The sequence below is a fragment of the Blastococcus sp. CT_GayMR20 genome (assembly GCF_004570345.1).
This window is the reverse complement of the sequence record NZ_SPQM01000004.1, coordinates 48,294-71,599: the sequence shown is the minus strand read 5'-3', so window position 1 is coordinate 71,599 and position 23,306 is coordinate 48,294. Positions and strand designations below refer to the sequence as shown.

The following is a 23,306-nucleotide window of genomic DNA, read 5'->3' as shown; positions in this document are numbered from 1 at the left end:
GCCGCCGCGGCCTCTGAGGCCGGCGCGGCCCTCACCGCGGCGGACGAGGAGTTCCTGTCGCGGCCTGAAGCCGTCACCGCGGGCGAACCGGTGCAGCCACCGCGACCGCCGGCGGAACGTCCCCGAGGCGGCATCCACGAGACCGCCCATGGTCACGGCGGGGCCGGCCTTCCGCCCACTCGGCGCACGAGGCCCACGCAACAGCGCGTCCCCCTGGTGGGGCAGCCGGCGAGCGCCCGGAAGCACGGACGGTCCTGAACCGGCTGCCGGGACGCTGAGCGAGCCTCACCCGGGCGGGTGGCAGCCACCCGCCGCCTGAGCTGCACACACGTACCCTCGAACCGACAGTTCGGCAGACGGGGGTCCGGCCATGCGCAGCGACGACGCGGGGGTTTCCGCGCGCCCCGGGCCGGACGACCTGCCCGACACGAATGCGCCGGAGCGCTCTCGCCGCCGCCATGTCCTGCGCAGGGCCCTCATCAGCCTCGGCGTCCTGAGTCTCGTCCTGGCCGTCGCCATCGGCGGTGGGCTGTGGTTCCTCAGCGAGCGGTACGTCGGGAACATCGACCGCATCGCGAACGTCTTCGAGGACCTGGACGAGGAGGCCCGCCCCGCGCCGGCGACTCCCGCGGCCCCGGTGGCCGAGGAGCCGGTGACGTTCTTGCTCATCGGCTCGGACACGCGTGGGGAGACGCTGGCCGGTGAGGATCCGGACGGCCGATCGGACGCGATCATGCTGGCCCGCTTCAGCGGCGACCGGCAGCACGCGCAGCTGGTGTCCATCCCTCGGGACTCGTGGGTCGACATCCCCGGCCACGGCCGCAACAAGATCAATGCCGCGTACGCGTTCGGTGGCCCCACCTTGTTGATCCAGACCATCGAGCAGCTCACCCAGGTGCGCATCGACCACTACGTGGCGATCGACTTCGACGGCATCACCCAGGTGACCGACGACCTCGGCGGCGTCGACGTGATGGTCGCGGAGACGACGACGCACGGTCCGTACACCTTTCCTGCTGGCATGAACCACCTCAACGGTGACCAGGCGCGCTGGTACCTCGGGCAGCGCTACGGCCTGGAGGGCGGCGACTTCGACCGGGTGAAGCGCCAGCAGCAGTACCTGCGCTCGATGTTCAGCAAGCTGTTCAGCGCCGACACGTTCACCGACCCGGGTCGGCTGGACTCGGCGATGATCGCCGTCACCAGCGCCGTGAGCATCGACGACACCCTCGGCAACGGCGACCTGCTCGCCCTCGCCTATTCGATGCGGAACGTGACGCCGGAGAACGTCGAGTTCTTCACCGCGCCGGTGCTGGGCACCGGCATGGAGGGTCCGGCCAGCGTGGTCTACCTCGACATGGTCACCGCTGAGCGCATGTGGACCTACCTGCGCACCGACTCGCTCGCGGCGAACGCGGCCGAGTTCGGAAACCAGGCGCTTCCCGACGTGCCTCGCTGAGCGGCGCTGCCGTGCGCAGCACCGACGGCGTTACGCGGGCTGGAAAACCTGAGCGTTCGCCTTCGCGCCGCACGCTTGGCACCGGTGGTAGCTGCGAACAACGGGACGCCACCGCGGGTTGAGTCGGTCGAGTCCGGTCCGCAACTGCGTCGATTCCATGACGACGACGTGGTCGCTGGCACACAGGCCGCACGGCTGGTCACTCGTCCCGATCTGCGCTCGACGCCACATACGGTCAGGATGCCTCAACAGAGTGTCAACGGATCGATAGCCGAGGTGTGTCTGCGACGTCCTGGGTCGTCAGTGACTGTTGCAGTGCGACGTCAGCGAATCTCAGGCGCTGACCCGCCCGGGACGCGCTCCGGCAGTTCAAGGGTGAGCACGTCGGCGGACCGGCGCAGGGCCCAGGCTCCCGGAAGCACGAGGCGCGGCGCCACACCCGCAAGAACCGCGAGGAGGAAGGCGACCCCGGCGAGCGCCTCGCCGGATTCCTCGATGAACGTCGCTCCCACTGCCCAGCTACTGGCGACCCCGGCGGCACCGGCGGCGACGCCGGAGAGCGCCGAGAGTCCGACGGACGCGATGCCATAGAAGGCGAGTACTCCGAGGACCCGGCGCCGGTCACGGCGCTCGGTCCGGCTGAGGAAGCCGAGAACCGCGAGGACGGCGCCGGCGAGGAGGACGCTCACGAGGAGGGCGCCCCGCCCCCCGACCGCGCCGGAGAGAGCGCTGAAGGCGTCGGCGTGCACAGTTCCACCGGCCTTGACCGCGGCGATCCCGCCGCCGACCAGCGCGACCGTGGTCCACCACGTGCGGCGGCCAGGATGCACTCCCGCGCCGGCGACCGCGGCCATTGCGGCGGCGGCGAAGAGGGCCGCGACGTACATCCGCGGCAGTGAGAAGGGCGCGTCCATCGACAAGGCGCGGAGAGAGTTCTCCGCGCCGGTCAGGCGGACGACGTAGCCGCCGGTCTCCAGGACGACGGCGAGGCCGAACAAGGCGAGCCCGAACGTCGGCACGGGAATGGCCCGACGGCGTAATACGGGAGCCGGCTGCGGTGCAGTCGAACGCTTACCGGCGATGAGACCGGAGAGCGGTTCCGTCCGTCCCTCGAGCATGTCGGCCCGCCGGATCCCACGACCGATCAGCACACCGAAGACGACGGCGACGACCATCCACACCGCGAGGCCACCCAGGACCCAGACCCACCACACAGGTGCTCCATCGGCAGGCGGAGCGGCGAACGTGAACACACCGTCACGATGTCCTGACAACCGTTCCGCCGAACCTCGACACGCGCGGCCGGTCGTGGGTCGTGGGCACTGGAAACCTCACGGATCCCAAGCGTCGCGCGCGACCGTCCTCGCCGACCGGTGTTTGTCCGGACGCCAAGACGGAGGTGGGCTCAGCCGACGGGAGCGGGTGTCTCCGTCGGAGTCGTAGTCTCCGTGGCCGTCGTCTCGGCCGCAGTGGCCTCGGTCGGCGTGGACGTCTCGGTCGGCGTCGAAGTCTCCGTTGGAGCGGCCGTCTCCGTCGGAGTGCTTGTCTCCGCCGGCGGCGTCGTGGTGACGGGGGTGCTCGTCTCCACAGGCGGCGTGGTCGTCTCAGCCGGCGGCGTCGTGGTCTCGGCGGGCGGCGTCGTCGTCTGAGCGGGCGGCGTCGTGGTGACAGTTTCGGTGGCTGTCTGAGTGACCGTCTCGGTAGCGGTCTGCGTCGTCGTCTCGCCTGAAGGTGCGGGAGCCCCCGTAGTCGTGGCAGCCGTTGGGGCGCTGGTTCCGGTCGCTCGGGGAGTTCCCGGAAGACCCGACGGGGCCGCCGTCGACGTCGAAGCCGCCGTGCTTGCGCCAGCGAAGAGCGCGCTGCGCCCAGGGGCTGCGGGGCCGTCTGGCTGTCTGACATCGATCGTCGCACCGGCCGGATCAGGGGCCCTCGATGCACCACCCGGTGTGAGCGCCGCTGCTGTGCCCCCTGCGGCGCTCGACGCAAGGTCGTCCAGCGCTCCGTATCCACCGAGCGGGTGATCGCCGAGCACACCACGGTTCAGCGCGAGGGGAAGAAGCGCGAGAAAGATCGCCAGGGAGGTGCCGATCAGCGCCACGGCCCAACGCGGTGCGCCGCTTCGCCCCCGTGGTCTCATGGCGGGAGAGGCTATGGGACAAATGGTGCCTATGGGGTTCCGGTCGCTCCGCTGATTTCGACGAGAGCCAGATCCGCCGGCCTGCAGGTAACCAGCAGATACCGCCCGTGAGCGGTCAGATGCCGTCCGCGTTGTCCACGTCCGCTTTGGCCGATGACCTGTCGCCCAGCACCGACTCCTGACCCCCTAACCGTCGGAGCAACGGCAGCAGCGCCGCCACGATCAGTTCAGCCACTTCCTCATGAACTTCGACGGGTTGCCCGATCGGATCACGAATGTCGTCGCCTTCGTCGCTAGCCCGGTGCCGTCGGGCGGTCGTCAACCGTTGCACAACCTGTCGGGCACGCTCACCCGATGGCGCCCCTGAGAACTCGACCTCTGGGACATCGGCCTCCTCCGATCGTGAGAGCAGCGCGGCGGCCTCACGTAGCGCAAAGGTTCGAGCCATCGCCCGAGGGGCGAGGGTGAGCACGGCATTCCGATGCGCGCGGGTCATGGTCAGCACGAGATCGGCCCGATCCACATGCTCCGCCCTGAGCTGCCGGGCTCGGAAGTCCCCGGCCTCGACGCCGAAGCCACGCAGCACCAGAGCGCTGTCGGGATGCATGGCCGATCCGACGACCGCCCGAGTCCCTGCGCTGGCGACGTGGAGGATGCCGACGTCCTGCCCTAGCGTCTCCTCCAGCCACGCGCGCCCCAGCCGCTCGGCGAACGCCGACCGGCAGATGTTGCCGGTGCAGACGAGCAGGATCCTGAACGGGTCCTGATGGGCGGCTGGCACCTGACCAGTGTGGGCGAGTGCTCGACTCACCGTCCGGTCGGCCTACCCCGCAGGGTGACCAGTGACGAGCCGTTCCGTTCGGCAGGTTCTGCCTGCGTGGCGAACGGTGGGACGGCTGCCTCGCTCCGTAGAACTACCGACATGACCTGGCTGCTGCTCGTCGCGCTCGCCTGGACGGCGCTGGCGCTGCCATTCGGCCTGCTGCTCGGTCGCGGCATGCGGGTCGCCGACCGCCGCGACGCCGTGCGGCTGCAGAGCCGCATCCCCGACTTCATTCCCGCAGAGCTCCTGGCGGCAGTTGCTGCTCAGCAACGCCAGCGCGGCTGACCGCGTCTGCCTCAAGCGCCACATCGCCCGCGAGATCCACCACGCCCTCGTCGCTCGGCGGGGCATCGAAGCATCTCAGTCGACCGTCAGAGTCGGTCGACGCTCTCGCCGCGCAGGACCCCTCGGGTATCGAAGACTGCGACGCCGTCGAGTGCACCAGCGATGCACTCGTCGTGGGCCTGCAGCAGAACGACGATGTCGGCGTCCCGCATCGCCTGCCGCAGATCCGACTCCCCCTTGAGCAGCCGCTCCGGGTCACCGTGCTCCGCGGCATTCCTGACGGTTACGTACGGGTCGTGGAACCGCAGGTCGGCGCCCCTGTCCAAGAGCTTCATGGCAAGCGGCACCGCGGGCGACTCGCGCTCGTCGGCGATGTTGGTCTTGTAGGTGACCCCGAGGAGCAGGACGGTCGACCCTCGGACGGCTTTGCCGTCGTCGTTGAGCCGGTCCTGGATGCGGCGGGCCACGTAGGCCGGCATGCCCGCGTTGACCTCCTGTGCCAGCTCCACGAACCGGAACGGGTAGTGCAGTCGTGCCTGAACGGTGTGCGACAGGTAGTTCGGGTCGATCGGGATGCAATGGCCACCCACCCCCGGCCCCGGGTAGAACGCCTGGAAACCGAACGGCTTGGTCTTGGCGCACTCGATGACGTTCCACAGGTCGATGCCGAGCTCGTGGGAGAACCGGGCCATCTCGTTCACCAGCGCGATGTTGATGTGCCGGTAGGTGTTCTCCAGCAGTTTGGCCATCTCGGCCTCGCGAGTGCCCTTGGCCGGGACCACGGTGTCGATGAAACTGGCGTAGAAGTCGACAGCGCGCCGCGTGCAGTCGGGCGTGACGCCGCCGACGACCTTCGGGGTGTTCTTGATGCCGTAGACCTTGTTGCCGGGGTCGACGCGCTCGGGCGAGAAGGCCAGGTTCAGCACCGCGCCCACCCGGAGGCCGCCGACCTCGATCAACGGCTGGAAGAACTCCTTGGTCGTGCCGGGGTAGGTCGTGGACTCCATGGAGAGGCACGCGGGTGGACGAGGGTCGCCGGTTCACCCCCCCAACCGCTGGTCAGGCGGTCACTTCGGCTCGCCCAGTCGAGTCGCCGATGCCGACGACGCAGCGGACGTCCATGTCAGCCAGCGCCGAGACCGGTCCCAGACGTCGCCGCCCGCTGCGGCAGGAGTGACGGGTCCGGGCGGACGTCGTCCAGGAACCCGACGAACGTCCATGTCGGTGTGATGCTGTCGTTGCCGTGACGATGTCGAGCATCTCGTGCCCATGGCCGCCGGTCCCAATGATGCGGGCGTCCGCGGGCGTCGCTGCGGCCCTCCGGCGAGCTCAGCCAGTGGTCCAGAGTCGCGCGTAGCGGTCCCAGACGACGCGCTGGTTGAACTCATGCACCACGCGGGCCCGCGCTGCGGCGCCCATGTCGGCCCGGAGCCCGGGATCGTCCACGAGGCGATGCAGCGCCGCGTCGAGCGCTTCAGCGTCGCCTCGGGGCACCACGAGACCGGTGATGCCGTCGATCACGCTGTCCCGCGCGCCGGTGGCGTCTGTCGTGACGACTGGCAAGCCGCTCGCTGCAGCCTCGAGGACCACGTTGGGGAAGCCCTCCCTGCGGGTCGGCAGCACGAGGACGTCCATGGCTTCGTACCACGGGCGCGTGTCGCTCACGAACCCCGTCACGTGGACGCTGCTCGCCGCCAGTCGAGCCTCGTGCTGCTGCCTCAGGCTGATGTCTTCGAAGTCCCCGACGACGACCAGCGTGACGTCTGCCCGCCGGCCGACACCTCCGGCTACGGCGAGCAGGTCCTCGAGGCCCTTGTCCGGGGCGAGCCTGCCGACGAAACCGATGACCACGGTGTCCGGTGGCGCGCCGACGCTCTCCCGCGCGGCAGTTCTCGCCTCCTGAGTGGGCGGGCGGAAGCGCTCGCAGTCCACGCCGTTGCTGCTCCCGGACCCCAGCACGGATACCCGCTCGCTCGACACCGCCCGCAGCTCTCGCAGCTCGCCGGCGAGGCTCGGGCTGACGGCGACGACGTGGTGTGCGGCTCGGCAGCTCACGACCTCCAGCGCAGTGAGCAGGAGCCGTGTCGCGCCGGTGGCTCCTTCCAGTCGCAGTCCGCGCTGGAGGTAGAACCTGCGCGGGACTCCAGCGAGGGCGGCAGCGAGGCCGACCAGGAGGCCGGCCTTGGGCGTGCTGACGACGGTGACCTCGGGGCGAACACGGCGCAGGAGGCGCACGAGGCGCACGAGCGCCAGCGCATCGCGCCACGCCTGCGGCTCGCGGCGCATGGCCACGGCGTGGATCGTCACCCGTGGGTCGATGGAGGCCAGCGCCTCCCCTGGCGAGCACACCAGGTGGACGTCATGGCCCTTGTCGACGAGATCGGAGAGCTGGCCGGCGAGGAAGGCCTTCGCTGTCACCGGCGCCGTGACAGCGTGGAGTATCCGCACACGGGCACGCTAGCGGGTGCGACTCCCGGCCCCCGAGCCCCCGCTCACCACCAGTCGAGCGGCTAACGCCTGACGCCTGCTCTGGGCGACGCTGCTCGAGCGGAGCCGGAGGGACTCGGAGTGGCTCGATGCGCTCACGACGAAGTTGCAACGGCCGCGTCTCGTCACCTTCGAGGGTGAGATCGTCCTCGGCGCTGAGGCACGAACGCGTGGGACCGGCCACTACAGCGCAGGCTCGGTCCGGCGCCTACCTTGGGCGGATTCTCGACGACTAGCACCACGTCAACCTCGCCTTCGCCGCAGCTCGCGAGGCCGCGCCGTTCCCAGCGCTCTGGACGTTCACGAGGACCCGTCTGATCTATCGATCTTCGAGTTGCCATGTCGCGACCGCGACGCTTCCGACCGCCGAACGCCCGACCCAGTACCGACGGATGACCGCGAGCGGTCGGACAGGCGCCGGCTCGGTGCAGCAGACCCACCCGGTCCAGCGGGTCGTGCGGCGAGTTTCGGCGGCAAGTCCTCGGAGTCGACCACCGCCAACTCCCGGTCGCGGAGCAAGAAGATGGCCAGCATGAGCGGCAGCAGGAAGCCCCGGGGGTACATGTAAGTGGTGGTCAAGTTGATGCCGACGAACGCGGTCAGCACGCCGAGGGCACACACCGCCGCGACAGGGGCCTTCCTGCGACTCGCCAGGGCCACCGCCGCAACTGCAACGATGAAGACGATCCAGCCCAGAAGGGGCAGGATCCCGGTCTCGGCCCACAGCAGCAGTGGCACCACGTGCACACCTTGGGCGTAGATCGACTCTGGTATGAACAGGCCGGGACCGATGCCCGTCAGCATGTGGTCGCCAACGACCCGCCAACCCTCATCGATCAGGTCGAGCCGGATCTCGGCACTCCCCACTGAGTCGACACCGCCTTGGCGCAACGGAGACGTCACCCGCTCCGTGAACGCCTGTCCATACGTGCTGGCTGTGCGACGGTCCACCTCGCTAACCACCCCGTACATCAGCGCCAGGCCCGCGACGAGGGCCGACGCCACTCGAACCGTGACTCCGCGCTGCAGTTGGTCGCGAAGGAGCGGCAGAGACAGCAGGTGGAGGACTGCGACGACGGCGACAGCGGCGATCGCTATCAGGCTCCCGGAGCCCGAGCGCGTGATGATGAGCGCCACCCCAACGGTTCCCAGCAGCAGCATGGCCTTCCGGATCGTGATGTGCCGCCGGACTGTGAGGTAGTAGACGATCGGCACAGCCGCCGCGGCCATCCTGGACAACTCCCCGATGCCCGAGAACAAGCCCTGCCGTCCCGCGTACGTCGAAATCAGCCAGCCTTGCTCGGTAAGGGTGGCAGCGAGCGAAGGCAAGAACACCAGGATGCCCAGGCCGAGCATGACCGACGCCGCGAGGCCGTAGAGGAACGCCTTCGCAGCGCTGACGATCTCCCGCTCGCTCTGCTGGGTGAGCACTGCCGGCAACAGCCAGAAGCCGACCGCGTACTGGCTGGTCAGAGCGATTGTGGCTGCCGACGACGCCATTTGGTTGAACAGGGCGGAGGCGAGCGTCCCAACGACCAGCAAGGCGCCAGGGATCGCGAAGACCGTGAACCACACGCCGCTGCGGCGCCGTGGCGGTCGCCTGGGCACCCGCTTGAACAGGACCACAAGCGCACCGGCGATAAGAAGAGCGTCCCCGACGCTGAACCCCACACCGGGCAGAACGAGCACCCGCATGAACGGCGTGAGGAACACCCCGGCCAAGAAGATCCGCTGCCCTGTCATCCCGGCACCGTAGCCCGAGGTCATCGCGAAACGTCTGTGGACGCCGCTCCGGTCTCCGGCTGTCGTTGCTCGAGGGACGACCGTTGCCACAGGGCCCGAGGCTGAGCTGACGGCGCGGTCAGGCCGTCTGAGGGGTCGCGCGCCGGTGCCGGCGCTGCCTCATGTGGCCGAGCGTCCTTGGCGAGTCGATAGGCCGTCTGGTATGCGCGACCTACGGGGTAGGCTGACACTCTCCCAGAGGACGCGCCCGGCACGTCGAGCGCGTAGCGGTTCGACATGCTGCCGAGCGAACCGAGCCACGCGAAGAGTAGATCGAGACGCGTGTAGTCGGAGGTCTTCGTCCTCCGCCAGTTGCGAAGTCCCGCCCGGAGTGGGCGCGCGTATGCGCTGTGCCTGCCCAGGGGAGAGTCCACGACCAGTGACTCGACGGTCGAGCCGGTCTCGCCGCGCAGCCACTCGCCGTACTTGTGTTGCCTCGAGCGCAGGCGATCAGCACTTGTGTCCCGGACTCCGTCGTACCGCGTGCCTGTGCGGGACCACGGGACGTCCCTCAAGGCAGGGTGCAGCTCGGCGAGCAGCGTGCGGTAGTGCACGTCACCGCGCTGCTGCGGCGGCAGCTGCCACATGGCCGAGTACACCGGAGGGGCGGTGAACGCCTGGTACAGCGAAAAGGGGATGGAGCGCGGACGACATGGTGACCTGCAGCAGCCGGCGCAAGTAGTGCCGTTGCTGCTCCAGCTCCCGGGGCTGCCACTCCTCTCGAGTCCCGGCTGACGGTCGCCACGCGGTCGACTCGCCGCGCAGGGCCGTGCGCAGCGACCGGGTGTTGAGGGCTGGAAAGACTCCGAAGGGATCCACGACCCGCGGCTTGGTCGCTGGCAGGGCCGAGATGTGCCTCCCGGAGTACTCAACCCGGCCGATGGAGTCCCCGTAGGTGCCCGCGACGACCAGGTGCAGGTCATCCATCTGAGCGACGTCAGGCAGACCGTGCAGGTGCAGGGGCGAAACCTCGGCGCCAGCGTCCGCCATGAGCAGGAGGTTCCGTCGCAGCAGGGCGGGTGTCAGCTCGATGTGCCGCCACTGCCAGCCGAGAGCGCGGGCCAGGGACTCGGCGTAGACAGCTGCCCGGCTTCCAGCCGCCCCTCCCACGTGTTACTCACCATGCGAGGCAGCCTCTCACCTCGACGTGGGGTGTGGCTCATCACGTCTCTGCGCGTGCTGCGGGCGCGACCGGGCGTTCGCCCAGACCCCGACGAGCACGGCCACCGAAGCGGACAGGGCCGCCGAGGCAGCGGCACCACGCAGACCGAAGGACGGAATCAAGACGCTGTTGGCGGCCACGCTCGTTGCCAGGGCGAGGGCCGTGACGCGTGTCTGCACGTTCGTGTTGTGGTGCAGCTGAGCCACGATGTTGACGTACTGGTAGCGATAGGCCGTCAAGCCGAACGCCCCGATGAGCAGCCCGACCGTCAGCGGGTCACCCAGACGGAGGTCCTCTCCGATCATCACCACGGAGAGCGCCGGCCAGGCTGCGAACAGCAGCACGCACACGGCCGCACTCGACAGGGCCGCCCGGCGGCGGAGCAAGCGCAGATGCGCCTGCCGATCTTGGGACTCCAGCTGGGCGAAGAGCCTGGGGACGGCGACCAGGCCCACCAGACCCGTCACCAGGGTGATGACGCCGCACAGGATGTCGAACGTCGGGGCGTAGAGGGCAACCTCCTCCTTGCCGCGCAACGCCAGCAGGATGAACCGGTCGACGTAGAGCATCGAGAGGCTGAGCCCGTAGTTGAGGATGAGCGGGCGGCCGTACTGCCACCAGGGCTGCAGGTCCGCGCGCCGGGAGTGGGGCCCCGACACGGCCCGCCACGTCGACGCCGTCGCCAACAGGCTCGAGGCCAGGATCCCGCCCAGGATCCAGCTGAGCTGGACGTCATCGGCGAGTGCACCCGTCAGGGCGACGATGAGGACGAACGCCCCGTTCCGCAGCACGCCTGCGACGATGAACGCTCGCGGGAGGATGCGGGCTCTCAGGAGGATCCACCTGGTGGTGAAGGCGGATTCCGCGAGCGCGTAGGCGACGCAGAAGGCGACGGTCAGCCATGCGCTGCCAAGCGTGACGGCAGCGATGGCACCTGTCAGCAACGCCACGACGGGAGCGTTGCGCAACCAGGCGGTGACCGTCGCCCGGTGCAGCCGACTGGGATCCTCCGCTGGCGCGAAGCGGAGCACCGCCGCGTCGAGCCACTGCGACGGCACGGTCGAGCCGATCGATACGGCGGTGATCACGAGGACGAACGTCCCGTACTCCACCGGGCTAAGAAGGCGCGTGAGCAGCGGGGTCGCGGCGAGGCCCAACGCGGCGACCACAAGCCGCCCGGCGCCCATCGTGAACCCGGCGCGTCTTGTCGCCTGGAGCAGCTTCGAGGCGGCGGGCCGTCCGGCAACTGGTTCTCGCCGGTTCCGCTCCATCAGCGGAGCGTCCCGCGCGACTTCTCCTCGACGAGGCGCTGCAGCGCCTCGTGCCATCGCTGCATCACCGGAGTGAGGTCGTGGCGCGCGCATGTCGCCTGCTGCGCCGCGAGTGCCTCCTCGGTGCGCAGCGCCGCGTCGGTGCCCATAAGGGCGCGCATGCGCTCAGCCAACGCGGCGCTGTCTCCCGGTGGCGCCAACCGGCCCTCGGGCAGGAGCTCGGCCAGGTCCCCGACGTCGCTGGCGACCATGGGCATGCCGCACGCCAGGGCTTCCAGAGCAGCGTTGGGGGAGCCCTCCCACCGCGAGCTGAGGACGAAGCCGTCGTAGTCGTCGAGGGAGCTGTGCCAGTCGAAGGTGAAACCGCGCAGGTGGATCGCGTGGCCCAATTGCCGGTCTTCGATCAGGCGCTCCAGTGCCTGGGCGCCCGGGCCCTCGCCGAAGATGTCCAGGGTGGCGAGATGACCGGCCTGGATCAGCTGGGACATCGACTCGACCAGCAGGTCGTAGCCCTTGGCGTCCGTCAGCCGGCCCACCGCGATCCATCGGAAGGGGCTAGCCGCCTGCCTCGGCCTGACCGTCGCCGGGACGGTGTCTGCGAGGGCGTTGTGGATCACTTGCGACCGCTGCGGATCGCTGAGGCCCGCCGCGGCGTACTTCTCCAGCGACTGGGAGGCGTTGAACACCGTCATGGCATCCGCCCGCCGGCTGATCCGCATCAGGAGACGACGCGGTCCACTGGGCAGGGCGGAGGTCCCGACGCAGGAGATCAGCGGGAGGCGAGTGCCGACGGTCGTGACGCGAGCAGCGAGCACCGCTGGTCCGTTGAAGGCGAGAAGCGCGTCAGCCCGCCAGGTGCGCAGGAAGCGGCGCAGTTTCGCGGGGCTGGACAGGAGTTGGCGGCCCGTGAAGTCGAGCCGGATCCGCTGGGTGCCGGTCGGCAAGGGGTGCTCGACGCTCCCCTGCCCCAGCGAGCGCATCGTGATGACGCAGACGTCATGGCCGAAGGCGGGCAGGTGCTCGGTGAGCAGCTGGATCTGGCGTTCCGCGCCGCCGCCGCCCATCGTGGGCACCAGCACGGCAATCCTCATCGATGTCCTTCCGGAAGCGCGAGCCTCCGGTGCTCGAACGCCTGGGCGCTCACAGCGTCCGGAACCATTCTACCGTCTGGTGCAGGCCGTCCTTCAGCGGGACGGCGTCGACGTCCGGGAACAGCGACTGCACCTGGCTGCTGCTCGCCTGACTGTCCCGGACGTCGCCGACACGCGGCTCGAGGTGGTCCACGGTGAGCTTCCGACCCAGCTCCGCCTCGAGCAGCTCGATCACGGTCAGCAGGGATGTCCGCGTGCCGAACGCCAAGTTGGTGGGCCCTGCGGTGACGGAACCGACGACGGCTGCGCGGAGGACTTCCACGACGGTGCCCACGAAGGTGAAGTCACGCGTCTGGTGGCCGTCTCCGAACACCTGGAGCGGTTTCCCTGCCAGCGCCGCGCTGACGAAGGCGGGCACCACAGCCGCGTACGCGTGCCCAGCCGCCTGGAGCGGGCCGAAGACGTTGAAGAAGCGGAACGGCAGCACTGGCAGCTGGTAACACTCGGCGTACGCCACCGCGTACTGCTCTGCGGCGAGCTTGGAGACGGCGTACGGACTCATGGGACGTGCCTGGAGGTCCTCCGACTTCGGAATGGCCGGATTCGATCCGTACACGCTCGAGGAGCTCGCGAGGGACACGTGGAGCCCGCCGTGCCTGCGGGCAGCCTCCAGGACTCGGAGGGTGCCGGTGGCGTTCGCCTCGTGGCTGCGCACCGGGTCGACGATGCTCCTGGGCACGGAGGGGACGGCTGCCAGGTGGACTATGTGGCTGCAGCCGGCCGTCGCGGCGTCCAGCGCATCGGTGTCCAGGATGGACCCCCGGTGCACTCGGACCGGCAGTCCGTCCAGGTTGCTCAGGGAACCTGAGGAGAGGTCGTCCAGCACGCGGACCTCTGCGATGTCGGGGTCCTCGCAGAGCCGGCGGCAGAGGTTCGCTCCGATGAAGCCGGCCCCGCCCGTGACCAGGACCGACTCGCCGCTCACAGCACGCTCCAGCGCGGGTCACGCTGCGTCCGTCGCGTGTCGAGGACGAGGGCCTCGCTCAGCAGGTCGAGCTTCAGTACGTCGTGGTCGACCAACAGGACGACGACGTCGGCGGCGCCCACCTGAGCCGCGTCCAGGTCCACCTGTTGCGCCGGAAGGGGCTCGTGCAGCTGCACGACCTCGAGATCGACGAGCGGATCAGCGAAGCGGACGTCGGCCCCGAGAGCGGCGAGCAGCTGAGCCACCCGGACCGAAGGTGACTCGCGGGCGTCGCTGGTGTTCTTCTTGTAGGCCAGACCGACCAGGAGCACGGTCGATCCGTTCACGGCCTTGCGCTCCCGGTTGAGCAGCTCGGTCACGCGCTGGACCACGTAGTCGGGCATGTGGTCGTTGACGTCGTTGGCGAGCTCCACGAAGCGGAACGGCTGGCCCAGCGTGCGCTTCACCTGCCAGGACAGGTACGAGGGATCGATTGGCAGGCAGTGACCGCCGACCCCGGGGCCCGGCGTGAATCTCATGTACCCGAACGGCTTGGTGGACGCGGCGTCGATGGCCTCCCACACATCGATGCCGAGGCCGTGGGCGAAGACCGCCAGCTCGTTCACCAGCGCGATGTTGACGTGGCGGAAGGTGTTCTCGAGCAGCTTGGTCAGCTCTGCCTCCTTCGGGGACCGGACGGGAACCGTCTGCTCCACGATGTCGTCGTAGAAGGCCTTCACCGCCGCTGACGACGGGCCGTCGATCCCGGAGACCACCTTGGGGGTGTTGACCAGCCCGAACACGGGGTTGCCGGGGTCGATGCGCTCGGGGCTGTAACCGAGGCTGAAGTCGCGTCCAGCCACCAGGCCGGACCCCGCTTCAAGGATGGGGGCCAGCAGTTCCTCGGTGGTCCCGGGGTACGTCGTCGACTCGAGGACGACCGTCGCACCCGCCTTCAGCATCGGGGCGAGCGTCCGACCGGACCGCTCGATGTAGGACAGGTCGGGGTTGCCCTCACGCAGCGGCGTCGGGACCGTGATGACCGCGACGTCGAAGTCCTTCGCTGCCCCGTAGTCGTGGCTGGGCCGGTAGCGACCTGTCGCCAGGGCCGACTGGAGCTGCTGCGACGGAATGTCCTCGACGTAGGAGTCGCCGGCCGCCAGCCGATCCATGCGACTGACGTCGACTTCCAGCCCGATGACGTCGTAGCCGACCTCCACCGCCCGCATGGCAAGCGGCAGGCCCACGTACCCCTGTCCGATGACGACGAGCTTTTTGTTCTTCATGACGATCCCCTCAAGTGGTCGCGGAGTCACGCCGCGCCAGACCCGTTTAGTGGCTTTGCGGGAATGCCAACAGCCGTAACATCGGACGGCAAATCTCGCGCCACGACCGCACCTGCCCCGACTGTTGTTCGAGCACCCACGCGTTTCCCTTGGATAACGCACGAGCATGTTCCCAGATTCACCGACTGCTCCAGCAAGACGCTTCCCGAGATGGAGGCGTTCGGATTGACCGTTACATAGTCTTGAAGCACGGCATCGTGCCCGACGGTGACGCCGAGGTTGAGGTGGACATGCCGTCCGAGTCGAACGTTCGTCGTGACAGCAGCACCGGCACAGATGACAACTCCTGGCCCCAACGAGACTAAGTGCTTGCCGAGGGTGGCCGCGGGGTGGACGAGCACCGGAGAGAGCCGACCTGCGGACCGCGCCCAGGTATCGATTTTTCGCCGGACCTCACCGGAGCCGATCGCTATGATGTACTGGACGTCCACTGCGAGCTGATCGAGCTTCTCGACACCACCCCAAAGACGAAGGCCACGTTCCGCGATGAGAGTTTCGTCGGCTGGGCCGTCGTCGAGGAAGCCCACAGGCTCGAACAGTTGCCCGTCCTGGCCGCCGGCGTCGTTGACGGCCTCGATGACGTCATGTACCTCTCGCCCGAAACCACCGGCCCCAATGATTGCGACAGGGATGGCAGTCACGCGTCCTTCTCTAGCGATCGAATGGTCGGATGCTTCCGTGTCGACTCCATCGCAGCGCCCTGTCCCGCGAATTCTGGCATTGTCTCCGTATCACTGGCTGAGATGCCGTGGCGTGTGAGGACGGCGCTGATGGTCGCTCCCAGGATCTGAAGGTCGAGTCGGAGGCTTAGCCGTTCCACGTACTCCACATCGGCCGCGAATTTCTCCTCCCATGTGAGGGCGTTTCGCCCCCTCACCTGCGCAAGCCCAGTAATGCCCGGCCTGACCTCATGGCGTCTCATCTGCGTCGGCGAGTACCGCTCCAGGTATCGCATAAGCAGCGGTCGTGGCCCGACGAGGCTCATCTCCCCACGGAACACATTCCATAAAGTGGGGAGTTCGTCGAGGCTGGTGCTTCTGAGGGTCCGACCCAGCGGTGTCATGCGCTCGACGTCGCTTTCGATTCCCCGGGGTTCTCGCATCGTCCGGAACTTCACGAGTTGGAACGGCTCGCCGTTGCGCCCGGGCCGCTCCTGCCGGAACAGCACTGGTGAACCAACGTCACGACGCACCGCGACTGCGATGGCTGCCATGACTGGAGCGCCAATCAGCAACCCCACGCTCGCCACGACTAGGTCGATGACTCGTTTGACGGGGAGGTAGGCCGAGGGACAAGGGCTCACGCGCACTCCAGGAACTCCGTGACGGCCGCCAGAACGCGATCCACCTGCTCGGGGCCGAGCGCCGAGCCGCTGGGCAGGGTGAGCCCACGCTTGAACAACTGGTCGGCAGCCCCGGTGACCAGCGACCGAGCCTGCGCGAACACCGGCTGGCGGTGCATGGGCTTCCAGAGGGGGCGAGACTCGATGTTCGCGGCGTCCAGGGCCTTGCGGAGATCCTCGGTGGACCACCCTGCCTCGGTCTCGTCGACGAGCACGGCGGTCAGCCAGCAGTTGTCCTGCTCGTCGTTCGCGCGCTGGAAGACGGTCACTCCGGGCACGCCGGCGAATGCCTCGATGTACATCGCGCGCAGCGCGCGGCGCCGGCCGATCATCTCGTCCAGCCGCTCCAACTGCGCGAGACCGAGCGCGGCCAGCACGTTGCTGAGCCGGTAGTTGTAGCCGATCTCGGTGTGCTCGTAGTGCACCGCCGGCTGCCGCGCCTGCGTACTGAGGTAGCGGATCCGGTCTGCCGTCACAGCGTCGTCGGTGAGCAACATCCCGCCGCCGCTGGTCGTCATGATCTTGTTGCCGTTAAATGACAGCGCGGCCATCACGCCGAACGACCCGGCCGGGCGGCCGGCATGGGATGCGCAGAGCGACTCGGCGGCATCGGAGAGCACCGGTACGCCGAACCGCTCGCACAGCGGGTCGATCCGCGTGTAGTCGGCGCAGCGGCCCAGCAGGTCGACCGGTATGACACCAGCAACCGTCGCGCCCTCCGACTGCAACTGGGTGAGCGCCTGCTCCAAGAGGGCTAGGTCGAGGTTGCCGCTGTCGTCGCAGTCGACGAAGAACGGGTCGGCCCCGGTGTAGACCACCGCGTTCGCCGTCGCCGCGAACGTCAGAGTCGGGACGATGACCACGGTCCCCGGCTTCGCGCCGAGCTCCAGCAGCGCCAGGTGCAGCGCCGCCGTTCCCGAGGAGAGGGCTACCGCATGCTGCCGGCCGCACCGCTCGGCGATGGCGGCCTCGAACGCGTCCACCATCGGGCCGAGCGGCGCGATCCAGCCGGAGCGGACCGCCGCGACGACCATCTCCTCCTCGCGCTCGCCGACGTCCGGAGGAGAGAGCAGGACGCGCGTGCGTGCGTCGGGAGTGCCGATCACTGCTGCCCCGCCTGAGCCAGGCGCGTTTCGATGGCATCCACCTGCAGGACCGCCTCGAGCGGCGGGAACGGCCGGGCGAGCCACGACTCCAGGTCGCCCTCGACAGGCGGAACCGGAACGTGGCTGATCAGCGGGTGCACGGGGCGGCTGTCCCGCTCCTCCCTGCCGAACAGCTCCTCGTGCAGCTTTTCGCCCGGCCGCAGGCCGGTGAAGCGGATCTGGATCGGACGGCCCTCCATGGCGATGAGCTGAGCGGCGACATCCGCGATCCGCACCGGCTCGCCCATGTCCAGCACGAGCGCCTCACCGCCGGCGCCCACGGCGCCGGCCTGGATGACCAGCTCCACCGCCTCGGGGATGGTCATGAAGAAGCGCGTCACGTCGGGGTGCGTCACCGTCACCGGGCCGCCGCGCGCGATCTGCGCGGCGAAGGTCTCCAGCACGGAGCCACGGCTACCCAGCACGTTCCCGAACCGCACCGAGAGGAACCGGCCCTCGTTGCGCTGCGCGTAGGTGGCCGTCAGCCGCTCGGCCATCCGCTTCGTGCGCCCCAGCACGTTGACCGGGTCGGCGGCCTTGTCGGTCGAGACATTGATGAAATGGCTCACCCCGACCGCGGTCGCCGCGTCGAGCACGTTGCGGGTGCCGAGGACGTTGGTCTTCCAGCCCTCGCTCGGGTACTGCTCGAGCATGTTGACGTGCTTCAGCGCGGCTGCGTGGAAGACGACGTCGGGCATCCGGCGCAGGAACAGCTCCCGCAGCGCTTCCCCGTCGCGGATGTCGGCGAGGATCGCTTCCGGCAGGTGCAGCTGCGCCTCGCCGTGGATGCTCAGGCTCACCGCGTGCAGGGCCGACTCGTCGCGGTCGAGCATCATGAGCTCGGCCGGCCCGAACTGGTGGATCTGCCGGCAGAGTTCGGAGCCGATCGAGCCGCCGGCGCCGGTGACCAGCACCCGCTTGCCCTTGAGAAAGCCCGCGATCTCGCTGATGTTCGTGTCGATCTGGTGGCGGCCCAGCAGGTCGGCGATGTCGATGTCGCGGACATCGCGGATGCCGATGCGCCGGCTGAGCAGGTCCGACAGTGACGGCAGTACCTTGACCGTGAGGCCTGCTTCGGTGGCGCGCTGGGAGATGTCCCGCACGAGCGCCGAATCTGCCGACGGGAGCGCGAGCACGAGCACCTCGGCATCGGTCGCAACCGCCGCCGGCCCGATGTGCTCCCGGCCGCCGAGCATCCGAACGCCCCGGACGCGGACATGGCGCTTCGCCGGGTCGTCGTCCAACAGACCCACGGGTACATACGGGCTCGCTGGATCGGCGAGCATCGAACGGACCAGCTGGTGCCCGGCGTTGCCGGCGCCGAAGACCAGCGTCGGCTGACCCTGGCGCGGACGCACCGCCCCCTCGCGCTGACTACGGATGGCGAGCCGGTAGGTCAGCATCAGCACGAACGCAACGATGGCGCCGATGAGCGGGACGGACAGCGGCAGCAACCGAGGCATGCCGGCGAAGAGGTCAGCGGCGAAGGCCGCCATGGCAGCAGTAGCCGTCGCTGCCGCGAGGGCCTTGAACTCCTCCGCACTCCCTACCGCATAGCGGCCCTGGTGCAGCCGGAGGACCACCGAGACGGCCAGGAACGCGGCGCCGGCCACCGCGGTGACGGTGAGCAGTCCCGCGAGGCTCACGCGGTCGAGGTCACCGTCGTAGCGTGCCGACGCGAGGAGGGTGAAGCCGACGAGTACGGAGAGCAGGTCGGCCATGACCATGGCGAGGCGAGCGAGCTTCCAGAACGCTCCGGACCTCGAGATCACGGGGCCGACCTCCCACCGGGGCGCAGACCAACGCCGAAGCGCTGAAGGTTGGAACGGCGGACGCATGTAGAACGGATGGGTCCGCCAAAGGTGACGGCGATGATGACGTCGCTCAGAACGGCGCACCCCCGTCGGGGCTCGTCAGTGGGGAGTCGAGCGGGGAGTGGCGCCGCCGGCCGGTGCGCCGGCCGGGGCGGCCACGCTTCGGCTCCGGGATGGGCGCGCGACCCGGGTCCGCCCCGTATCCGTATCCGTAGCCGTAGCCGCGTGCGATGGACGCGGCCTGCGGCACCCGGTTGAGGACGACACCCAGCAGCTTCGCGTCGATCCGGGCCAGTACGGCGGCTGCCTCTTCCAGCTGCTCGCGACGGGTCGAGCCGTATCGGGTCGTGATGACACAGCCGTCCGCTGCCACGCTGAGCACGGCTGCGTCGGTGACCGGCAGGAGCGGCGGGGTGTCGATGACGACGAAGTCGTACTCCTCGCGCAGCGTCGCGAGCACGCCGCGCATGTGGGCGGAGCCCAGCATCTCGCTGGGGTTCGGCGGCATCGGCCCAGCCGCCAGCACCGAGAGCTTGCCGTCCCCCCAGGGCTGCAGCACCTCGTGCAGCTCCGCCGTCCCGGCCAGGACGTTCGTCAGGCCGGCGCCGCCGACGAGCCCCATGTAGCGGGTGACCCGCGGCCGACGCAGGTCGGCCTCGAGCAGGACCACACGGCTGCCCGACTGCGCCAGCGCCGTGGACAGGTTGACTGCGAGCGTCGATTTGCCCTCGCCGGGCACCGAGCTGGCGACGACGATCACCTTGGGCGGGTTGTCGACGTCGAGGAACTGCAGGTTCGTCCGGATGGCACGGAAGGACTCCGCCGTCGGCGAGTGCTCGTCCGCAGCCGTGACGACGTGCTTCTCGTCCAGGCGCGGGTCCTCGAGGACGGTGCCGATGACCCCCATCCCGGTCAGCGCCTGGACGTCGTCGTTCGACTTGACCGTGTTGTCCAGCCGGCTTCGGAGCAGCGCCAGTCCCAGGCCGATGAGTAGACCAAGAACCGCACCCAGCGCGAGATTGCGAGTGACGCTCGGGCTGACTGCAGCTGGTCGAAGCTCTGCGGCTTGGACGATGGTGACCTTGACCGTGGACGCGTCGGCGCCCTCGGGCGTCTCCAACTCGGTCACCTGCTCCGTGAACTGCTCGCTCAGCGACGCGGCGATGTCGCGGGCCCGCTCTGCCGAGGTGTCGGTGACCGTGACTTCGAGGATGACGGTGTCGGGCAGCGCACGCGCAGCGACCTTCGCCGCAACTGCGTCCGGGCTGAGGTCCAGACCGAGGTCGTCGACGACCTGGGCGGCCAGCTGCTCACCGGTCAGGAGCTCGGCATAGGAGGTGACGCGCTGCTGGGAGAAGAGGTTGCCCTGGTAGGCGGCTGAGGTGTCCGTCGTGCCGGCGACCGAGACGAACAACCGCGTCGACGACGAGTACAGCGGCGTCGCTGCCCAGCTGAGCGCGCCCGCGATGACCAGGCCCAGGAGGGTCCCGCTGACGAGGAGCCACCAGCCAGAACGCACCACGTTGAGCACGTCCTTCAGATCCAACTGAGCCCCCGCTCCCAATGAACAGGCCTACCCCCGTTGGAGACCCGCGTCGCCCCGTCGAGCTCAGATGTTTGAGTATCGAACGGCATGCAACGGTACCCGCCAGCACCCATTGGGCGGCACCCCTCAGATGCTTGAAAGTGACGCAATCAACCCGGTCCAGTGAGTGCCGCGGTCCCGATCTCATGCACCGTGATGGGGGCACTACGGAACGCAGTCGTCCGTTTGGAGTCATGCACCCTGCGCTCAACGCTCACCGGGTGACCGAGCGAGCCTCGCTGCTCCCGGCTGCCAGTCGCTCCCGTTGGGGGACGACGGTGTATTTCGGGTCGCGGGCGCTGGCCATGCCGGCGTCGAAGACGCCGAACCGGGTGAGCAGGGAGCCGGCCGCCAAAAGCGTTCCAGACGCAACGGCCCCCAGCCGGGTGCGCCCGGCCACGACGGTCAAGCCGGCGCCAGCAGCGGTGCACGCCTTCGCCGCTCGCATGAAGGTCCCGGCCCGGCCCTCGTGGTACGGCTCGGCCACGATGCTCTCGTCGTTCTCGACCTGGTGCACCACGGCCAGCTCGACCAGAGCCCCCGCGACCGCCATCTTCCGCGCCGGGCCGGCCTCGGCCACCGGAGTGAACACCATGTTCAGGCCCCCGCCCGCGGCCAGCGCCGAGCCGGCGAAGACGAACGGCAGCTTGGTGTGGAAGTCGCGCCACGACGGCACCGCGGTGTTCGCCAGCAGCACCGCGGTGTAGGTCGCCATCGGGCCACCGAACATCGCGCCGACGATGCCGCCGAAGCGCTTGAGCCGCGGGAACCAGCCGAGCAGCTCGACCGCGGCGGTCGCAGCCGTGGCCGCGCTGAACGGCGACAGGATGTAGGTGCCCATCGACAGCGCGGACGTCGGCTTGAACACCCGCAGCATGTGCAGGAACCGCTCGGGCCGCCCGAGGTCGTGCACGAGGAAGAAGACCGATGCGAGCGAGCCCCCACCCGCGATGAGCCGGCCGGCACGGGTGAGCCTCGGGCGTCCGCTGAGGTCAGCCATCGCGGCGAGGATCGCAGAAGTACCCGACGCTCCGCCGAGGAACAGGTAGAGCGGCACGTCCGGGGTCTTCCACACCGGCGCCTTGATGATCGGGCGCCCGTAGTACGAGGTGAACTCGGCGTCGTCGACCATCGCGACCTCGCCGACGGCCCGCCGTCCGCTGCGCCGGCCGTTCTTCTTCCGCTTCGGCGCAGTCCAGCCGTCCGCCCGGCGCCAGCCTGCGCCAGGGGTCATGAGGCCTTCCGTCATGCCGTCACCGCCTCCGCGACCCGAGGACGGCGGTCAGCGCCACCCCGACGATCATCGCGGCGCCCTGGGCGGCCGCCTTCCACATCGCGGGCATGTCCCGGGCGGGAACGATCGGGTCCGGCGGCAGGCCGTAGACCTCCGGCTCGTCGAGCAGCAGGAAGAACGCGCCGTTGCCCCCCACGCCGTCGTTCTCGTCCCGCCCGTAGAGCCGCGCCGTCTCCACGCCCTGCGACTTCAGCGTCGCGAGCCGGGCGTCCGCCCGTGCCTGCAGCTCGTCGAGGTCGCCGAACTGGATCGACTGCGTGGGGCACGCCGTCGCGCAGGCCGGCTGCAGCCCGTCGGTCAGGCGGTCGTAGCACATCGTGCACTTGAAGACCCGGCCGTCGTCCTTGCGCTGGTCGATGACCCCGTACGGGCAGGACGGCACGCAGTAGCCGCAGCCGTTGCAGATGTCGCCCTGCACGACCACCGTGCCGAACTCGGTGCGGAACAGCGCCCCCGTCGGGCAGGCGTCCAGGCAACCGGCGTGCGTGCAGTGCTTGCACACGTCCGAGCTCATCAGCCAACGGATCTCCCGATCCCCCGACTGCGATGTCTGCGGGTCGAACTCGCTCAGCGCCTCGGCGTTGAGCACGCTGGCCTGTGCCTTGGCCAGGCTGTCGTCCTCCCGCACGTCGACGGCGGGGTCCAGGGTGTCCTGGCGGGCGGCGGGCAGCCCGACGGCCGGCATGGGCAGGTCGACCGTGCGCACCTGCTCGATGAAGGCCACGTGCCGCCAGGTGTTGGCCCCGAGCTGACCGGTGTTGTCGTACGACATCCCGGACAACCCGATCGCGTCGCGCTTGCCGTGCGAGTCGTCCATCGGGAGCGTGTTCCACTCCTTGCAGGCGACCTCGCACGACTTGCAGCCGATGCAGACCGACGTGTCGGTGAAGAAGCCCACCCGCGGCGGGTGCTCCGGCTCGTAGCCGTCCACCGCCTGGACGTCGGGCAGCGGCCCGAACAGCCGGTTGTTCGGGTCGTTCTCTTTGAGACCAGGGCTCGCCGAGCTCACGGTGGTCATGCCAGCTCCCCTGCCGTCGTCGGCTCCGGTTCGACGGGTGCCCGGCCGCCCACCGGGATGGCGCCGGACTGCATCCCGGCCCGCCGGCGGTACTCCTCGAGGAACTCCAGGAGCTCGGGGCCGCGCGGGCGGCGTCCCGGTCGGATGTCGCAGGTCGACACCTTGCTCTCCTGGATGTGGGTGTTCGGATCCAGGACGATGCCCAGCAGGTCGTTGCCCGAGTCGCCGGTCGAGACTCCCCGCGGGCCCCGAGCTCCTGGAGTTCCTCGAGGAGTACCGCCGGCGGGCCGGGATGCAGTCC

General features: G+C 69.3%; 19 protein-coding genes and 1 pseudogene. 3 read left to right on the top strand and 17 right to left on the bottom strand.

Going from position 1 to position 23,306, the window contains the following annotated elements; translation table 11 throughout:
- Positions 1–370 precede the first annotated feature (370 nt).
- Positions 371–1,459: an LCP family protein gene (locus E4P40_RS02025; protein ID WP_135156956.1), complete on the top strand. Its 1,089-nt coding sequence runs from the start codon at positions 371–373 to the stop codon at positions 1,457–1,459.
- A 323-nt stretch (positions 1,460–1,782) separates the two neighbouring features.
- On the opposite strand, the gene E4P40_RS02020 is transcribed toward E4P40_RS02025, so the two are convergent.
- Positions 1,783–2,673, bottom strand: coding sequence for a hypothetical protein (locus E4P40_RS02020; protein WP_135156958.1), 891 nt, complete (start codon positions 2,671–2,673; stop codon positions 1,783–1,785).
- Between the two features lie 234 nt (positions 2,674–2,907).
- Between E4P40_RS02020 and E4P40_RS02015 the strand changes: the two genes are divergently transcribed.
- Positions 2,908–3,108, top strand: a complete 201-nt coding sequence (locus tag E4P40_RS02015) for a hypothetical protein (RefSeq protein WP_135156960.1) — start codon at positions 2,908–2,910, stop codon at positions 3,106–3,108.
- A gap of 603 nt (positions 3,109–3,711) precedes the next feature.
- On the opposite strand, the gene E4P40_RS02010 is transcribed toward E4P40_RS02015, so the two are convergent.
- Positions 3,712–4,377 (bottom strand): hypothetical protein, encoded by a 666-nt coding sequence (locus E4P40_RS02010; RefSeq protein ID WP_167762079.1) that lies wholly within the window; start codon positions 4,375–4,377, stop codon positions 3,712–3,714.
- 141 nt (positions 4,378–4,518) lie between these two features.
- On the opposite strand from E4P40_RS02010, the gene E4P40_RS02005 reads away from it, so the two are divergent.
- Entirely contained in the window at positions 4,519–4,704 is a 186-nt protein-coding gene (locus tag E4P40_RS02005) for a hypothetical protein (RefSeq protein ID WP_135156964.1), read from the top strand.
- 86 nt (positions 4,705–4,790) lie between these two features.
- Here the strand turns inward: E4P40_RS02005 and E4P40_RS02000 are convergent, their stop codons facing one another.
- The 15 genes and pseudogenes from E4P40_RS02000 to E4P40_RS01930 form a co-directional block, all read right to left on the bottom strand.
- Positions 4,791–5,711 carry a nucleotide sugar dehydrogenase gene (locus E4P40_RS02000; RefSeq protein WP_135156965.1) on the bottom strand — a complete coding sequence of 307 codons (921 nt, stop codon included), beginning with the start codon at positions 5,709–5,711 and terminating at the stop codon, positions 4,791–4,793.
- 322 nt (positions 5,712–6,033) lie between these two features.
- Positions 6,034–7,152 carry a glycosyltransferase family 4 protein gene (locus E4P40_RS01995; protein ID WP_135156967.1) on the bottom strand — a complete coding sequence of 373 codons (1,119 nt, stop codon included), beginning with the start codon at positions 7,150–7,152 and terminating at the stop codon, positions 6,034–6,036.
- A 339-nt stretch (positions 7,153–7,491) separates the two neighbouring features.
- Entirely contained in the window at positions 7,492–8,958 is a 1,467-nt protein-coding gene (locus tag E4P40_RS01990; RefSeq protein WP_135156969.1) for an O-antigen ligase family protein, read from the bottom strand.
- A 1,152-nt stretch (positions 8,959–10,110) separates the two neighbouring features.
- On the bottom strand, positions 10,111–11,406 hold the full coding sequence (locus tag E4P40_RS01985; RefSeq protein ID WP_135156971.1) for a lipopolysaccharide biosynthesis protein: 1,296 nt from the start codon (positions 11,404–11,406) through the stop codon (positions 10,111–10,113).
- Positions 11,406–12,497: a glycosyltransferase gene (locus tag E4P40_RS01980; protein WP_135156973.1), complete on the bottom strand. Its 1,092-nt coding sequence runs from the start codon at positions 12,495–12,497 to the stop codon at positions 11,406–11,408. Before E4P40_RS01980 ends, E4P40_RS01985 begins: the two co-directional genes overlap by 1 nt.
- A 49-nt stretch (positions 12,498–12,546) precedes the next feature.
- Positions 12,547–13,482 carry an NAD-dependent epimerase/dehydratase family protein gene (locus E4P40_RS01975; RefSeq protein ID WP_135156975.1) on the bottom strand — a complete coding sequence of 312 codons (936 nt, stop codon included), beginning with the start codon at positions 13,480–13,482 and terminating at the stop codon, positions 12,547–12,549.
- A complete protein-coding gene (locus tag E4P40_RS01970; RefSeq protein WP_135156977.1) occupies positions 13,479–14,747 on the bottom strand; it encodes a nucleotide sugar dehydrogenase in 1,269 nt (422 codons plus the stop codon). Before E4P40_RS01970 ends, E4P40_RS01975 begins: the two co-directional genes overlap by 4 nt.
- A gap of 26 nt (positions 14,748–14,773) precedes the next feature.
- Positions 14,774–15,448: a NeuD/PglB/VioB family sugar acetyltransferase gene (locus tag E4P40_RS01965; RefSeq protein WP_209305165.1), complete on the bottom strand. Its 675-nt coding sequence runs from the start codon at positions 15,446–15,448 to the stop codon at positions 14,774–14,776.
- Positions 15,445–16,110: a sugar transferase gene (locus E4P40_RS01960; RefSeq protein ID WP_135156980.1), complete on the bottom strand. Its 666-nt coding sequence runs from the start codon at positions 16,108–16,110 to the stop codon at positions 15,445–15,447. The genes E4P40_RS01965 and E4P40_RS01960 overlap by 4 nt, the downstream gene beginning before the upstream one ends.
- Positions 16,107–17,255 (bottom strand): aminotransferase class I/II-fold pyridoxal phosphate-dependent enzyme, encoded by a 1,149-nt coding sequence (locus E4P40_RS01955; RefSeq protein WP_245160088.1) that lies wholly within the window; start codon positions 17,253–17,255, stop codon positions 16,107–16,109. Before E4P40_RS01955 ends, E4P40_RS01960 begins: the two co-directional genes overlap by 4 nt.
- Positions 17,252–19,066 (bottom strand): nucleoside-diphosphate sugar epimerase/dehydratase, encoded by a 1,815-nt coding sequence (locus tag E4P40_RS01950; RefSeq protein ID WP_245160089.1) that lies wholly within the window; start codon positions 19,064–19,066, stop codon positions 17,252–17,254. Before E4P40_RS01950 ends, E4P40_RS01955 begins: the two co-directional genes overlap by 4 nt.
- A 112-nt stretch (positions 19,067–19,178) precedes the next feature.
- A complete protein-coding gene (locus tag E4P40_RS01945) occupies positions 19,179–20,654 on the bottom strand; it encodes a polysaccharide biosynthesis tyrosine autokinase (RefSeq protein ID WP_135156984.1) in 1,476 nt (491 codons plus the stop codon).
- A 253-nt stretch (positions 20,655–20,907) separates the two neighbouring features.
- Positions 20,908–21,927 (bottom strand): NrfD/PsrC family molybdoenzyme membrane anchor subunit, encoded by a 1,020-nt coding sequence (nrfD, locus tag E4P40_RS01940; RefSeq protein ID WP_245160090.1) that lies wholly within the window; start codon positions 21,925–21,927, stop codon positions 20,908–20,910.
- Between the two features lie 19 nt (positions 21,928–21,946).
- Complete coding sequence (locus tag E4P40_RS01935; protein ID WP_135156988.1) at positions 21,947–23,005, bottom strand: 4Fe-4S dicluster domain-containing protein; 1,059 nt, start codon at positions 23,003–23,005, stop codon at positions 21,947–21,949.
- A pseudogene (locus tag E4P40_RS01930) lies at positions 23,002–23,244 on the bottom strand (hypothetical protein); the annotation flags it as partial. The gene E4P40_RS01935 and the pseudogene E4P40_RS01930, both read right to left, overlap by 4 nt.
- Between the last annotated feature and the right edge of the window lie 62 nt (positions 23,245–23,306).